The sequence below is a fragment of the Pseudomonas sp. FP215 genome, assembly GCF_030687795.1.
Taxonomy (GTDB): Bacteria; Pseudomonadota; Gammaproteobacteria; order Pseudomonadales; family Pseudomonadaceae; genus Aquipseudomonas; species Aquipseudomonas salmasensis.
The window spans coordinates 2,556,697-2,569,798 of sequence record NZ_CP117447.1; the positions used below are offsets into that span (position 1 = coordinate 2,556,697).

The 13,102-nt window shown below is 63.1% G+C and carries 10 protein-coding genes; 8 read left to right on the forward strand and 2 right to left on the reverse strand.

The window, feature by feature from the left end; genetic code table 11:
* Window positions 1-77: 77 nt before the first annotated feature.
* Entirely contained in the window at window positions 78-983 is a 906-nt protein-coding gene (locus tag PSH76_RS11700) for a LysR family transcriptional regulator (protein WP_032896831.1), read from the forward strand.
* Window positions 984-1,585: 602 nt separating this feature from the next.
* Here PSH76_RS11700 and PSH76_RS11705 read toward each other — a convergent pair.
* Complete coding sequence (locus PSH76_RS11705; RefSeq protein ID WP_305494120.1) at window positions 1,586-2,371, reverse strand: DeoR/GlpR family DNA-binding transcription regulator; 786 nt, start codon at window positions 2,369-2,371, stop codon at window positions 1,586-1,588.
* Window positions 2,372-2,491: 120 nt separating this feature from the next.
* On the opposite strand from PSH76_RS11705, the gene PSH76_RS11710 reads away from it, so the two are divergent.
* Window positions 2,492-3,652: an alpha-hydroxy acid oxidase gene (locus PSH76_RS11710; protein ID WP_044270774.1), complete on the forward strand. Its 1,161-nt coding sequence runs from the start codon at window positions 2,492-2,494 to the stop codon at window positions 3,650-3,652.
* Window positions 3,653-3,844: 192 nt separating this feature from the next.
* On the opposite strand, the gene PSH76_RS11715 is transcribed toward PSH76_RS11710, so the two are convergent.
* Window positions 3,845-4,771, reverse strand: coding sequence for an alpha/beta hydrolase (locus tag PSH76_RS11715; protein ID WP_305494121.1), 927 nt, complete (start codon window positions 4,769-4,771; stop codon window positions 3,845-3,847).
* A gap of 153 nt (window positions 4,772-4,924) precedes the next feature.
* Here PSH76_RS11715 and PSH76_RS11720 point away from each other — a divergent pair, with 153 nt between their 5' ends.
* From PSH76_RS11720 to PSH76_RS11745, 6 genes are all read left to right on the forward strand, one after another.
* The gene (locus PSH76_RS11720; RefSeq protein WP_305494122.1) at window positions 4,925-5,788 is read left to right on the forward strand and encodes an SDR family NAD(P)-dependent oxidoreductase; all 864 of its coding nucleotides are present in this window, start codon (window positions 4,925-4,927) and stop codon (window positions 5,786-5,788) included.
* Window positions 5,789-5,816: 28 nt separating this feature from the next.
* A complete protein-coding gene (locus PSH76_RS11725; protein ID WP_305494123.1) occupies window positions 5,817-6,404 on the forward strand; it encodes an NUDIX domain-containing protein in 588 nt (195 codons plus the stop codon).
* An 833-nt stretch (window positions 6,405-7,237) separates the two neighbouring features.
* Window positions 7,238-7,855 carry a transcriptional repressor LexA gene (gene lexA, locus PSH76_RS11730; protein WP_019817581.1) on the forward strand — a complete coding sequence of 206 codons (618 nt, stop codon included), beginning with the start codon at window positions 7,238-7,240 and terminating at the stop codon, window positions 7,853-7,855.
* Window positions 7,855-8,469 (forward strand): translesion DNA synthesis-associated protein ImuA, encoded by a 615-nt coding sequence (gene imuA / locus PSH76_RS11735; RefSeq protein WP_003191873.1) that lies wholly within the window; start codon window positions 7,855-7,857, stop codon window positions 8,467-8,469. Before lexA ends, imuA begins: the two co-directional genes overlap by 1 nt.
* A gap of 7 nt (window positions 8,470-8,476) precedes the next feature.
* Complete coding sequence (locus PSH76_RS11740) at window positions 8,477-9,892, forward strand: DNA polymerase Y family protein (protein ID WP_278918720.1); 1,416 nt, start codon at window positions 8,477-8,479, stop codon at window positions 9,890-9,892.
* A gap of 137 nt (window positions 9,893-10,029) precedes the next feature.
* A complete protein-coding gene (locus tag PSH76_RS11745) occupies window positions 10,030-13,101 on the forward strand; it encodes an error-prone DNA polymerase (protein ID WP_305494124.1) in 3,072 nt (1,023 codons plus the stop codon).
* The last annotated feature ends 1 nt before the right edge of the window (window position 13,102 follow it).

A 13,102-nucleotide genomic window follows, 5' to 3' on the forward strand; every position in this document is an offset into this window, starting at 1 on the left:
GGGTGGGCTATCCAGACCTGTGTGCGGCCACTATGCTTCACGCACATCTTAATGACTGATCTGTATGTGCGGCCCAAATGAAAATTGACGATATCGATGCCTTTGTCGAAGTGATTCGTTGCCAGTCCATCAGCCATGCCGCCGCGTCGTTGCAGCTGACCCAGCCAGCCATCACCCGCCGCGTGCAGAACTTCGAGCAGGCCCTGGGGGTGGAGCTGTTCGACCGCAACACCAAGCCGCTCAAGCCGACGCTGATCGGTACCCGCGTTTATGAACAATGCCGGTTGATCCTGCGCGAGATGGATGCCCTGCGCGAACTGGTGGCCACCGATGCTCCGCCCACCGGCGTGCTGCGCTTGGGTGTACCGCAGACCATCGGCGATGTGGTGCTGCTGGACGCGCTCAAGCACCTGCGCAGCGAATACGCCGACTTGCGCGCCCAGGTTGCCACCGGCTGGGGCAGCCAATTGGTGGGCAAGATCGAACGCGGCGAACTGGACGCGGCGGTGGCGTTGTTCCCCGCGGGCAAGATCTTCCCGGACAACCTGGTGGGTGAGTCCATCGGCAAGATGGAGTTGGTGGTGGTCTGTGCCAAGGCGCAGTTGCCGAAGAAACCTTGCAAGCTGGCGGACGTGTACCAGAGCGGTTGGATTCTCAACCCGGACGGCTGCGGGTTCCGTGCGGGGTTGCAGCGCACCTTGTCTGACCAGGGCCTGGCGCTGCGGGTGAACCTGGAAACCTTTGGCACTGAACTGCAACTGGGGCTGGTGGCTGATGGCCTGGGCCTTGGCCTGGTGCCACGTCCGTTGCTGGAACGTAGTGCTCATCGCGAGCACTTGGCGGCGATGCCTCTCAAGGATTTCAAGCCGGTGATGGATTTGTGGCTGATCTATCCGCATTTTCTCGGCAACTTGCAAGGGCCGGTGGATGCGTTTGGTCAATGGGTGGCGGATGCTTTGCACAAGATTCGCAGCGCTGCCTGACGTCCTGCCAGCCGACGCCTATCCACCTGACACCCCACGATCCAACTGTGGGAGCTGGCTTGCCTGCGATGACGGCCTCCCAGCCGACACCTATCTACCTGACGCCCCACAATCCAACTGTGGGAGCGGGCTTGCTCGCGAATGCGGACTGACAGTCAACACAGTTGGATGGTGTACATATCCATTGCTGCGGTAACGGCCACTTAGGGTTCCGCCCTGACGGCGGCTCACTTTTGAACACAGCGCAAAAGTAAGCAAAACGCTCTTGCCCCACCACTCGGCACCTCGCTTGGGCTCGGTGTGCCCGTAATCCGCCAGTGATTTGGGGGGCCGCCGCCACGCGCCATCCATGGCGCGGGGCGGCTAAACCGGCATCCCTGCCGGTTTACCCCCCAAATCCCCGTCGAATTCCGGCCAGCGTGGTTTGACGGGGCGCCTGAGATCAAGATCACAAGCGGCTCGCTTCGCATCGTGGTTACCGTTCCTAGATGGCTGGCTTGCCCTTTTTGTAGGAGCGAGCTTGCTCGCGAAAAACGTCAACGATAACGCGGGCTTCCTGAATGAACGCGGTGCCTGTGAGTTTTTCGCGAGCAAGGGTTGCATCACTGCACGTCCACTCGCTGCACCTGCAGCCCCAGCTGTTCATACGCCTGCACATCCGGCGCGTCCCGCTCGGTAATCAGCGTATGAATACGGCTGCACGGCGCAACCACAAAGGGTTCCACTGCGCCGAGTTTGTCTGAGGTGGTCACGGCGATGACGTGGGACGCGCTGTCGAGCAAGGCTTGCTTGACGGCCACTTCACCAAAGTGCAGCGAGGTGATGCCCACTTGCGGGTGCAGTGCGCAAACCCCTGTGAACAACAAGTCGGCCTTGACGCTCTGGATCAGGCGCACCGCTTCATGGCCGCCGGTGGAGAGGGTGGCTGGGTTGAGTGGGCCGCCGGCCAGGATGATCTTCACGTGCGGATGGTCGGCCAGGGCGATGGCGATCATCGGTGAGGGGGTGACCACGGTCAGGTGCAGTGCAGGGGGCAAGCACTGCGCGATCTGCAAGGTGGTGGAGCCGGAATCGAACAGCACAATCTGGCCGTCTTCAACCCGGTCCGCCGCTACGCGTGCGAGGTGGCGCTTGACCTCGTTGGTCTCGCCGACACGGGTAAAGAAATCCTTGCCGGTATCCTTGGGCCGGGGCAGGGCGCCGCCGTGTACGCGTTGCAACAGGCCGGCGGCGGCGAGTTCGCCGAGGTCGCGGCGGATGGTGTCCTGGGACACGGCAAAATGCTCGACCAACTCGGAGGCGGTGACCTTGCCGTCGCGTTCCAGCAACAACAGAATCTTCTGCTTGCGCAGGGAAGGCAGGTCGATGGCTTGATGGGTGTTGTGCATGTTTGTGCGCTTTATTGCGGGTTTGTGCGAGATTAATCGCCAGACCCTCTAAACGCAACGGCTGGTTGCCTACGCTCCTGCCGGTTACTCTCTGTGTTCAGTTCAGGGAGAGGTGACCCGATGCCGTTGATCACAACCATCGAAGACTTACGCAAGCTGGCGCAAAAGCGTGTGCCCCGCATGTTCTACGACTACGCCGATTCCGGCTCCTGGACTGAGAGCACCTACCGCGCCAACGAAACGGATTTTGCACGTATCAAGTTCCGCCAACGGGTGGCGCGCAATATCGACGAGCGTTCGATCCGCGCCAGCATGATCGGCCAGGACATGGCCATGCCCGTGGCGCTGGCGCCGACTGGCCTGGCGGGCATGCAGCATGCCGATGGTGAAATCCTCACTGCCCGTGCCGCTGCCGCATTCGGGCTGCGCTACACCTTGTCGACCATGAGTATCTGTTCGCTGGAAGACATCGCCGAGCATGTCGGCCAGCCGTTCTGGTTCCAGCTGTATGTGATGCGCGACCGCAGTTTTATCGAGCAGTTGATCGAGCGCGCCAAGGCTGCCGGGGTGGATGCATTGGTGCTGACCCTGGATTTGCAGATTCTGGGGCAGCGCCACAAAGACTTGATCAACGGCCTGTCCGCGCCACCCAAGCTGACCCTGCCGAATATCCTCAACATGATGACCAAGCCGCGCTGGGTGATGGGCATGCTGGGTACTCAGCGGCGCGGCTTTGGCAATATTGTCGGGCATGTGAAGGGCGTGGCCGACATGAGTTCGCTGTCGTCGTGGACCGCCCAGCAGTTTGACCCGCGCCTGAGTTGGGACGATGTGGCGTGGATCAAAAAGTGTTGGGGCGGCAAGCTGATCATCAAGGGCATTCTCGATGTGGAGGATGCACGCTTGGCGGCCGATTGCGGTGCCGATGCGTTGGTGGTGAGCAACCACGGTGGCCGCCAGCTTGATGGCGCGCCGTCGAGCATCAGCCAATTGCCGGCGATTGTCGAAGCCGTGGGCAACCGCATTGAAGTGTGGCTCGATGGGGGGATCCGTTCCGGCCAGGACGTGCTCAAGGCCATGGCACTGGGCGCCAAGGGCACCATGATCGGCCGCCCGCATTTGTATGGGTTGGGGGCGATGGGCGAGGCGGGCGTGACCAAGGCGCTTGATATCATCGCCCGCGAACTGGACGTGTCCATGGCGCTCTGTGGCTATAAGGATATACGCGAGGTGAATCGCGAAATCCTGTTGCCCGGTACCTTTCCTGGAAGCACGGCTTGAGCAAAAGAAACGCAAAAATATAAAAAGAGTTGTCCACGAAAACCGTGGGTATCTCTGTGGATAACTTTGCGAAGGCCCGACAGCGTTGGCGATTTCCGCGAAGATCATTATTTGATCAACTTGCATTTCGGGCCAACATGGCCAGGGTTTGCGCTTGACAGCCAAGCGCGAACCCAGTGCCGAAAAGCGAATTTATGAGGCGTTATCGCGGCCTGTGGAGTGTGTCACCACCTGGGCGGGCATCTTGGTGCGCATCAGGTTTTCCAGCGCCTGGCCATAACTGCGCCCAGCCAGGTTCATGCTGTTGTTGTGGCTGGCGCCTGGCACCAGCAACAGGTGCTTGGGCTGCTGGGCGGCTTCGAACAACTGCTGGCTGAAACGCGGCGGTACGTAGCGGTCGTCGAGGCCGTGGACCACCAGCAGCGGCATGTGGATGTCGGCAATCTTATCGATGGAATCGAACTTCTGCGACAGCAACCAGCGCACCGGCAATGAGGTGTTGGCAACGGCCGTGGCGACATCCGCCAGGGAGGTGAAGGTGGACTCGATCACCAGCCCACGCACCGGCAGCGGCACCTGCTTGCCCAGCTCGGCGGCGAGGTCGATGGCGACCGCGCCACCCAGGGAGTGCCCGTAGATCAGGCGCTTGCTGGGGTCTGGTTGCAGGGTCTGGAAACGCTCCCAGGCAATGCGCGCGTCCTCGTACACCGTGGCTTCCGAGGGCAGGTCGCCCTGGCTTTGGCCAAAGCCACGATAGTCGATGGCCAGGACGGAAAAGCCCAGGGCATGCAATTGCTCGATGCGAAACAATTGGCCCGTGAGGTTCCAGCGTACCCCGTGCAAGTAGAGGATGGCGGGCGCGTCTTTGTTGGTTGCCGGGTACCACCAGCCATGAATGTTTTGCCCTGCTTTGAAACTGGCGGGCTTGAGTTCAAATTCCTGCACCGCCTTGGGCAAGCCGGTGTACCAGCCGGCGGTGCCCGGCTCGATGCGAAACACAAGTTCGCGCTCCTTGTGTTGCAGCACGGCGCAGCCGACCGGCAGGCCGACGATCAACAACGCCATGCATAGCCAGACAAACCAGCGCAGGCCCCGGCGAGGTATGGAAGCAGAAGACATGAAGGTTCCAGAGCAAAGGTGAAGCACGGGTTTTACCAGATGGCCTGGGTGGGCAGGCATTAATGCGACGGCCGTGACCGATGAAAGTGTTACAGCATTGAACAACCCTTGTGCGGGTTGTTAGGGTACAGAGCTGAACAGGAGGAAAAACACATGGACTTCACCGGTAAAACCGCAATCGTCACCGGGGGCGCGCGTGGCTTGGGGCTCAGTTATGCGCGAGGACTGGCCCAGGCCGGGGCCCGCGTCGTCATCAGTGATATCGGCGCCGACAACGTGGGCGCCGGCACCGATGCGTCGGTGGTGCAACAGGCCGCCGAGGCGCTGCGCGCCGAAGGGTTGAGGGTGGTAGGCCACGGCGGTGACTTGTCCACGGACGAGGGGTGTCGCCAACTGATCACCTATACCCTCGAAACGTTCGGCCAACTCGATATTTTGATTCACAACGCCGGCTGGGTGGGCTACCAGCCCATCGCAGAACTCGACGCCACGTTCCTGCAACGCGCCATGGACATCAACCTCTACGCACCGCTGTGGTTGTGCAAACATGCCTGGCCACATCTGCTGCGCTCTTCGGCGCCGCGCATCATCCTCACCACCTCCGACCGCGCCATGTATGCGCAATACGAACAGACCGGGCTGGTGGCCTACAGCGCTGGCAAGATGGCGCAAGTGGGGATCATGAATGCCTTGAGTCACGAAGGCGCTGAGGCCGGGGTGCTCGTCAACGCGATCTCGCCGGTGGCCAAGACGCGCATGTGGGGCGTGACCCAAGAGCCGGACGAACTCAAGCCGGATTGGGTGACGCCGGGCGTGTTGTTCCTGGCTTCCCGGCAGTGCACCGATACCGGCTATATCCTGCGCGCCAGCAATGGCCAATTCACCGCCACGCGTTTCAGCGAAAAACCTGGCGTGGATTACCCACGCAATCTTGCCCGGATCAAAGCAGGCAGCGCTGAAGAAGTTGCCGCCGCGTGGTCGCATATCAAACAGCCGCCCACCCAAGCCACCACCTGAATCTGTTTCCACCTACCAAGGCTCGACTATGAACGATAGCCCCGTGCGCATCACCGCCGAAGAAACCCTTTCGGACAACTGGTACCTGCTGAAGAAATACAGCTTCGACCTGCGCCGTCGCGACGGTAGTTGGCAAGCCCAGACCCGCGAGGTGTATGACCGGGGCAACGGGGCGACCATCCTGTTGTACAACCGCGCACAACGCACGGTGTTGCTGATTCGCCAGTTCCGCATGCCTACGTTCGTCAACGATTACCCCGGCTACCTGATTGAAGCGGCAGCCGGTTTGCTCGACAACGCCAGCGCCGAAGAGCGCATCCGCCTGGAGGCCGAGGAAGAGACCGGCTATCGCGTGGGGCATGTGGAAAAAATCTACGCGGCGTTCATGAGCCCGGGATCGGTAACCGAGCGGATTCACTTTTTTATCGGCGAATATCAGCCAGGTGACCGAGTGGGGGCGGGTGGTGGCCTGGAAGAAGAGGGCGAGGATATCGAGGTGCTGGAGCTGGGCTTCGAGCAGGCACTGGCGATGGTGCAGAGTGGGGAGATTGTGGATGGCAAGACGATTATGTTGTTGCAGCATCTGGAGTTGCGGATGTTGAAAGAGGGGTGGTGAGGTATGCCTTTATGTGCATAGATCTACACAACTTCGGCACGACGCTAAATCTGTGGCGAGGGAGCTTGCTCCCGTGACGGCCTGGCAGCCGACCCAGATCTACCTGACACCCCGCAATCAAACTGTGGGCTTGCCTGCGATGACGGCCTGCCAGCCGACGCCTGTCTACCTGACACCCCAACGATCCCTCTGTGGGAGCTGGCTTGCCTGCGATGACAGCCTCCCAGCCGACACCTGTCCACCTGACACCCCACAATCCAACTGTGGGAGCGGGCTTGCTCGCGAAGGCGGCTTGGCAGTCAACACAGTTGGATTGGGTACATATCCATTGCTGCGGTAACGGCCGCTTAGGGTTCCGCCCTGACGGCGGCTCACTTTGCAAAAGCGGCAAAGTAAGCAAAACGCTCTTGCCCCACCACTCGGCACCTCGCTTAGGCTCGGTGTGCCCGTAATCCGACAGCGATTTGGGGGGCCGCCGCCACGCGCCATCCATGGCGCGGGGCGGCTAAACCGGCATCCCTGCCGGTTTACCCCCCAAATCCCTGTCGAATTCCGGCCAGCGTGGTTTGACGGGGCGCCTGAGATCAAGATCACAAGCAGATCAAGAGCAAGAGCGGCTCGCTTCGCATCGTGGTTACCGTCGTCGGCTACAACCTACAGAGTTATGTAGATACCTATGCCTTCATGTGGGAGCGGGCTTGCTCGCGAAAGCGGTGGGTCAGTTTTCACATGTGCTAGCAGATACACCGCCTTCGCGAGCAAGCCCGCTCCCACAGGTATGTGGTAACGAGCAGACTGACGGTTATTGTCAGAAATTTCCCACAGGAGTACAAATGTACTCCATGACTAACCTGACTCCCCGCCGCACTGCCATCCTGACCTTCATTCGCGAGCGCATCGCGCAACAAGGCCAGCCTCCCAGCCTCGCCGAGATCGCCGAGGCGTTCGGCTTCGCCTCGCGCAGCGTCGCCCGCAAGCATGTGGTGGCGCTGACTGAAGCCGGCTTTATCGAGGTCAACCCCAACCAGGCCCGTGGCATTCGCTTGCTCAACCAACCGGCGCGTCCCGAGTGGCTGGATGTGCCGGTGCTTGGCCGTGTGGCGGCCGGTCGGCCGATTGGCGCCGATGCCGAGGTGCACAGCCGCTTGCAACTGGACCCCGCCACCTTCGCCAAAACCCCCGACTACCTGCTGCGGGTGCAGGGCGATTCGATGATTGAAGATGGCATTCTCGATGGCGACCTGGTGGGCGTGCGCCGCAGTGCCGAAGCCTTGAACGGACAGATTGTGGTGGCGCGCCTGGACGGCGACGTCACCATCAAGCGTTTCGAGCGCCACGGCGACAGGGTTCGCCTGTTGCCGCGCAACCCGGCGTATCAACCCATCGTGGTCGGGCCCGAGCAGGACCTGGCCATCGAAGGTGTGTTCTGCGGCCTGGTGAGGCAAGGCTGATGGGCGCCGTGGTTGCCCTGGACTCGCTGTTCAATGGCGGGCGAGTCTGGAAGGGCCGGCCCGCCGCGCCACCGGCCAGCGTACATCCCACGGGGCTGGCGGCGCTGGATGCGGTGCTGCCCAGTGGCGGCTGGCCGGAATCGGCCTTGAGTGAAATCCTGATGGCCCAGGACGGGGTGGGCGAGCTGCAACTGGTGCTGCCCACACTGGCGCGCTTGTCGGCCCTGGGCGAGCGCATTGTGCTGGTGGCGCCGCCCTATACCCCCTATCCACATGCGTGGCAGAACGCCGGGGTGGATGTGCGTCAGTTGTCCATTATCCGGGCCGAGGAGCGCGACGCGCTGTGGGCGGTGGAGCAATGCCTGCGTTCGGGCAGTTGCGGTGCGGTGTTGTGCTGGCCGCGCAAGGCCGATGATCGTGCCTTGCGGCGTTTGCAGGTGGCGGCGGAAACCGGGCAGACCCTGGCGTTTGCCTGGCGCTCCCTGAGCGAGGCGATCAATGCCTCGCCCGCCGCCCTGCGCCTGGCGGTCGAGGCCAGGCCCGCGCAAGTGCGGGTGCTCAAGTGCCGTGGCGGGCTGGCCCATCCGGCGCCGATTGCCCTGGCGGGGCATTGAGGTTGCCATGCGTTGGGTGTGTATTGTCTTCCCGCAATTGGCGCTGGACGGGGCACAGCGTGTGCACCCCGAACCCGAGCAGCCGCTGGCGCTGCTGGCCGGCACGCCGCAGCGGCGCGTGTTGCAAACCGTCAACGCCGCCGCCCGCGCCTTGGGCCTGCGCCCCGGGCAATCGTTGACGGCAGCCCATGCCCTGGCCAAGCAGTTTGCCTGTGTCGAATACGACCCGTTGGAGATCGAGCGCCTGCAGCAGTTTCTGGCCGCCTGGGCCTATCGTTTCAGTTCCCAGGTCAGCCTGTATTACCCACGGGCCTTGTTGTTCGAGATCGAATCGAGCCTGGGCCTGTTCGGGCCCTGGCCGCAACTCGAAGCGCGTTTGCGCAAAGAGCTGACCGAGCTTGGCTTTCGTCATCGCATCGTCGCTGCGCCCAACCCGGCGGCGGCGCGGGTATTGGCAAACGGCTACGACGGCCTGGCCGTGGCCGATGACAGCGCTTTGATGCAGGCCCTGGCGTCGTTGCCTATCGACCGCGCGGGCCTTGAACCCCAGGCCGCCACCGCCTTGTCGCGCATGGGCCTGCGCGCCCTGGCCCAGGTGCAGGCCTTGCCCCGGCATACCCTGGCGCGACGCTTTGACGCCAGCCTGCTCAAGCACCTCGACGCCCTGAGCGGGCAGCGGCCATTGGCCCTGGATTTTTATCAACCGCCCGACCAGTTCGATGCACGCATCGAGTTGAATTTCGACGTGCAATCCCACCAGGCGCTGTTGTTCCCCTTGCGGCGCTTGACCGGCGACCTGTCGGCGTTCCTGTGCGGCCGCGACAGTGGCGTGCAGCGCTTTGACCTGCACCTGGAACATGCCCAGGCACACGACAGTGTGATCAAGGTGGGCCTGCTCAGCGCCGAGCGCGAACCTTCGATGCTGTTCGAACTGGCCCGTGGGCGCCTGGAACAGGTACAGGTCACCGCGCCGGTGCGGGGTGTGCGCCTGGTGGCCGAGGACTTGCCGGTGTTCGTGCCGCAACGCCAGGACCTGTTCGACGACCGCCCGCAACAAACCCTGCCGTGGGAGCAATTGCGCGAACGCCTGCGTGCGCGCCTGGGGGATGAGGCGGTGCAGGGCCTGCGTTTTCAGGCCGACCACCGCCCCGAATGTGCCTGGCAGGCCGCGACTGACAGCCAGCCGTGCCCGAGCTTGAACAAGGTCCGGCGCCCAGGCTGGTTATTGCCACAACCGACCTTGCTGGCCGAACACGGCGTACAGATCCTGATGGGCCCGGAGCGCATTGAATCCGGCTGGTGGGATGGCGCCGATGTGCGCCGCGACTATTACCTGATCCAGACCCGCGCCGGCCAGCAGGGTTGGGCCTATCGCACGGTGGGGCAAGGCGATGGGCTGTGGTTGCAAGGCTGGTTTGCATGAGCCCCCTTAGGCCGCCACCTTCTGTAGGAGCGAGCTTGCTCGCGAAGGCCGTCAACGATAACGCGGGAAACCTGGATGAACGCGGTGCCCTCGGGTTTTTCGCGAGCAAGCTCGCTCCTACAGGGGAGGGGTGACGCATGAGTTATGCCGAGCTGCACTGCCTGTCCAATTTCAGCTTCCAGCGTGGCGCCTCCAGTGCGCTGGAGCTCTTCGAGCGCGCCAAGGGCCAAGGCTACAGCGCCCTGGCGATCACCGATGAATGCACGCTGTCGGGCATCGTGCGCGCCTGGCAAGCCGCCAAGGCCGTGGACTTGCCGCTGATTATCGGCAGTGAAATGCACATCGAAAACGGCCCGAAACTGGTGCTGCTGGTGGAGAACCTGAGCGGTTACCAGCACCTGTGCCGGCTGATCACCCTGGCGCGGCGGCGGGCTGAAAAGGGCAGCTATCGCCTGCTACAGGAAGATTTCGAGCAACCGCTGCCCGGCCTGTTGGCGTTGTGGGTGGCGCAAGACAGCGACACCCAGGCCAGCCTCGACTGGCTGCGCCGTACCTTCGACCAGCGCCTGTGGCTGGCGGTGCACCTGCACTGTGGCCAGGACGATGCGCGCCATCTGCAACAGCGCTTGCAACTGGCCCACAGCCTGCAAATCCCTGCCGTGGCCTGTGGCGATGTGCATATGCATGCGCGGGGCCGTCGGGCCCTGCAAGACACCATGACCGCCATCCGCCACCATGTGCCGGTGGCCGAAGCCGGCACGCGCCTGCACCCCAATGGCGAACGCCACCTGCGTAGCCTCGACGCGTTGGCGGCGCTGTACCCCCAGGCCTTGCTGGACGAAACCCTCGTCATCGCGCGGCGCTGTACCTTCGACCTCGGCCAGTTGCGCTATCACTACCCACGCGAGCTGGTGCCCGCGGGTCATGACGCCCAATCCTGGCTGCGCACCCTCACCGAAGAGGGCATCGCCCAGCGCTGGCCCGAAGGCATCGACGACAAGACCTTGCAGCAAATCCAGCGTGAACTGCAGCTGATCAGCGAGCTGGGTTACGAAAGCTATTTCCTCACCGTGCATGACATTGTGCGCTTCGCCCGCAGCCGTTCGATCCTGTGCCAGGGCCGTGGTTCGGCGGCTAACTCGGCGGTGTGTTTTGCCCTGGGCATCACCGAAATCAACCCGAGCCTGACCAACCTGCTATTCGAGCGTTTCCTGTCCAAAGAGCGCAACGAGCCGCCGGATATCGACGTGGACTTTGAGCACGAACGCCGCGAAGAGGTGCTGCAATACGTGTTCCAGCGCTATGGCCGCACCCGTGCAGCCTTGACGGCGGTGGTCAGCAGTTACCACGCCACAGGCGCAGTACGTGATGTGGCCAAGGCACTCGGGCTGCCGGCAGACCAGATCAACGCCTTGGCCGATTGCTGCGGGCGCTGGAGCGATGAAGCGCCACCGTTGGAGCGCCTGCGTGAAAGCGGCTTCGACCCGGACAGCCCACTGCTGCGCCGGGTCTTGACGCTCACCCAGCAACTGATCGGTTTTCCCCGGCACCTGTCCCAGCACCCTGGCGGCTTTGTGATCAGCGAATACCCGCTGGACACCCTGGTGCCGGTGGAAAATGCGGCCATGGCCGAGCGCACCATTATCCAGTGGGACAAGGACGACCTCGACGCCGTCGGTTTGCTCAAGGTGGACATCCTCGCCCTGGGCATGCTCAGCGCGATCCGCCGCTGCTTCGATTTGCTGCGCCGGCATCGTCACCGGGACTTGAGCCTGGCCACGATTCCCAAGGAAGACCCGGCCACCTACGCCATGATCAGCAAGGCCGACACCATCGGTGTGTTCCAGATCGAGTCGCGGGCGCAGATGTCGATGTTGCCCAGGCTCAAGCCGCAGACGTTTTATGACCTGGTGATCGAGGTTGCCATTGTGCGCCCCGGGCCGATCCAGGGCGGCATGGTGCATCCGTACTTGCGGCGGCGGAACAATGAAGAACCCACGATCTATCCGTCGCCGCAATTGAAAGCCGTGCTGGAGCGCACTCTGGGCATCCCGCTGTTCCAGGAACAGGTGATGCAAATCGCCATGGTCGCCGCCGACTACAGCCCCGGCGAGGCCGACCAGTTGCGCCGTTCCATGGCCGCCTGGAAACGCCATGGCGGCCTGGAACCCCATCAGCAGCGCCTGCGCACCGGCATGCTCAAAAACGGCTATACCGAGGCCTTTGCCGCGCAGATTTTCGAGCAGATCAAGGGCTTTGGCAGCTATGGTTTCCCTGAGTCCCACGCCGCCAGTTTCGCCTTGCTGACCTATGCCAGTTGCTGGCTCAAATGCCATGAACCGGCGGCCTTCGCCTGCGCCCTGATCAACAGCTGGCCCATGGGTTTCTACAGCCCGGACCAGATCCTGCAGGACGCGCGGCGCCATCGCTTGCAGATCCGCCCCGTGGATGTGCAGGCCAGTGACTGGGACTGCAGCCTGGAGCCCATTGACGGCCAGCAACCGGCGATTCGCCTGGGCCTGCGCATGATCTCGGGGTTTCGCGAGGAGGATGGGCGGCGTATCGAAGCGGTGCGTCAGCGTCGACAGTTCAGCGACATCGCTGACCTGGACGCCCGCGCCGGCCTGGATGCACGTGCCCAGGCGCTGCTGGCGGACGCCGGGGCCTTGCGCGCCCTGGCCGGCAACCGCCATCAGGCACGCTGGGACGTGGCCGGTGTGCATCAGCAACTGGGCTTGTTTGCCGGCCTGCCGAGCCCCGATGAAACGCGGGTGGCATTACCCGAGCCCACGGTAGGCGAGGACTTGCACGCCGATTACGCTAGCCTCGGTACCACCCTGGGGCCCCATCCCCTGGCGTTGTTGCGCGCCGAGTTACGCCGGCGCCGCTGCCGCAGTTCCCAGGAGTTGCTGATGGTGGAACATGGGCGCAACGTGAGCGTCGCCGGGCTGGTCGCCGGCCGCCAGCGCCCAGGCACCGCGAGCGGCGTGACCTTTGTCACTCTGGAAGATGAGTTCGGTAACCTCAATGTGGTGGTCTGGCGCGACCTGGCCGAGCGTCAGCGCCAGGCGCTGGTGGGCTCGCGTTTGCTCAAGGTGGACGGCCGTTGGGAGGCGGTGGGCGAGGTGCGGCATTTGATCGCGGGGCGCCTCACCGATTTGACGCCGCTGCTGGAGGGGATTGTGGTGCGCAGCCGGGATTTTCATTGAG

Excerpts from the sequence above, each read along its gene's own strand:
- PSH76_RS11745 (WP_305494124.1), top strand. The coding sequence starts at position 10,030 with ATGAGTTATGCCGAGCTGCACTGCCTGTCCAATTTCAGCTTCCAGCGT.
- PSH76_RS11720 (WP_305494122.1), top strand. The coding sequence starts at position 4,925 with ATGGACTTCACCGGTAAAACCGCAATCGTCACCGGGGGCGCGCGTGGC.
- PSH76_RS11725 (WP_305494123.1), top strand. The coding sequence starts at position 5,817 with ATGAACGATAGCCCCGTGCGCATCACCGCCGAAGAAACCCTTTCGGAC.
- PSH76_RS11710 (WP_044270774.1), top strand. The coding sequence starts at position 2,492 with ATGCCGTTGATCACAACCATCGAAGACTTACGCAAGCTGGCGCAAAAG.
- PSH76_RS11740 (WP_278918720.1), top strand. The coding sequence starts at position 8,477 with ATGCGTTGGGTGTGTATTGTCTTCCCGCAATTGGCGCTGGACGGGGCA.
- PSH76_RS11715 (WP_305494121.1), bottom strand. The coding sequence starts at position 4,771 with ATGTCTTCTGCTTCCATACCTCGCCGGGGCCTGCGCTGGTTTGTCTGG.
- lexA (WP_019817581.1), top strand. The coding sequence starts at position 7,238 with ATGTACTCCATGACTAACCTGACTCCCCGCCGCACTGCCATCCTGACC.
- imuA (WP_003191873.1), top strand. The coding sequence starts at position 7,855 with ATGGGCGCCGTGGTTGCCCTGGACTCGCTGTTCAATGGCGGGCGAGTC.
- PSH76_RS11700 (WP_032896831.1), top strand. The coding sequence starts at position 78 with ATGAAAATTGACGATATCGATGCCTTTGTCGAAGTGATTCGTTGCCAG.
- PSH76_RS11705 (WP_305494120.1), bottom strand. The coding sequence starts at position 2,371 with ATGCACAACACCCATCAAGCCATCGACCTGCCTTCCCTGCGCAAGCAG.